1 protein-coding gene is annotated in these 1,167 nt (G+C 67.3%); it reads left to right on the plus strand.

Going from position 1 to position 1,167, the window contains the following annotated elements; all coding sequences use genetic code 11:
- The first annotated feature begins 124 nt into the window (after positions 1-124).
- Positions 125-1,045, plus strand: a complete 921-nt coding sequence (locus AB0I79_RS63315; protein ID WP_357896399.1) for an IS3 family transposase — start codon at positions 125-127, stop codon at positions 1,043-1,045.
- The last annotated feature ends 122 nt before the right edge of the window (positions 1,046-1,167 follow it).

The following is a 1,167-nucleotide window of genomic DNA, read 5'->3' on the forward strand; positions in this document are numbered from 1 at the left end:
ATGTGGTCTATCGCACCCTCAAGACCGTGAACGCCTCAGAGCGCGACATCAGCCGCCAACCCATCGCAGCCGCGGCTTGACAACATAGGAGCATCGCCGAGCTCGACCGGCCGCACACGCACTCGTGACCTTCATCGACCAGCACGCCGAGGTGTTCGGTGTCGAGCCGATCTGCCGTGTCCTGACCGAGCACGGCTGCCCGATGTCCACCAGCACCTACTACGCCGCCAAGAGGCGCCCGCCCTCGGCGCGGGCGGTGCGCGATGCCGAGTTGGACGCTCACATCCAGCGCATCCACGCCGACAACTACGGCGTCTACGGTGCCCGCAAGGTCTGGCAGCAACTGCTGCGCGAGGGGCACCGGGTGGCCCGCTGCACCGTCGAGCGGCGCATGCGCGCGCTCGGCCTGCAGGGCGCGCGCCGGGGCAAGAAGATCCGCACCACCACACCTGATCCAGGACACGAGCGGGCGGCCGACCGGCTGCGGCGCGACTTCACCGCCACCCGGCCCAACGCCGCCTGGGTGGCCGACTTCACCCATGTGGCCGCCTGGTGCGGGGTGATCTACGTCGCCTTCGTGGTCGACGTCTACTCCCCGGCGATCGTCGGCTGGGCCGCCTCACTAACCAAGCACACCACGCTCGTGCTGGACGCCCTGGACATGGCGCTATGGCGGCGCGAGCGCACCGGCCACCCGGCAGGGCCGGGACTGATTCATCACTCAGACGCGGGCAGTCAATATACGTCTTTCCGGTTCACCGCCCATCTGCTGGCGGCCGGCATCGACGCCTCCATCGGCACGGTCGGCGACGCGCTTGACAACGCCCTGATGGAATCGCAGATCGGCCTCTACAAGACCGAGTTGATCAAGCCTCGCGGCCCATGGCGCAGCCTGGCCGACGTGGAACTGGCCACCGCCGAATGGATCGCCTGGTTCAACACCACCCGCCTGCACTCAGCCATCGGCCACCTCCCGCCCGAGGAGTTCGAGGCGATCTACTACGCTCAACACCACCCCAACGAAGCCCTAGCAATCAACCGCTGAAGTCTCCATCAAAGCCGGGGCGGTTCAGCGCTCCTACAACGGCTGGCATCGGCATGTCACCTTGGTCTCGGCTGCCCACCTGTTCCTCACCGAGCTGCGGTTGACCAGCCCAAAAGCGGCTC

The organism is Nonomuraea sp. NPDC050202 (assembly GCF_040656115.1).
Lineage (GTDB): Bacteria > Actinomycetota > Actinomycetes > Streptosporangiales > Streptosporangiaceae > Nonomuraea.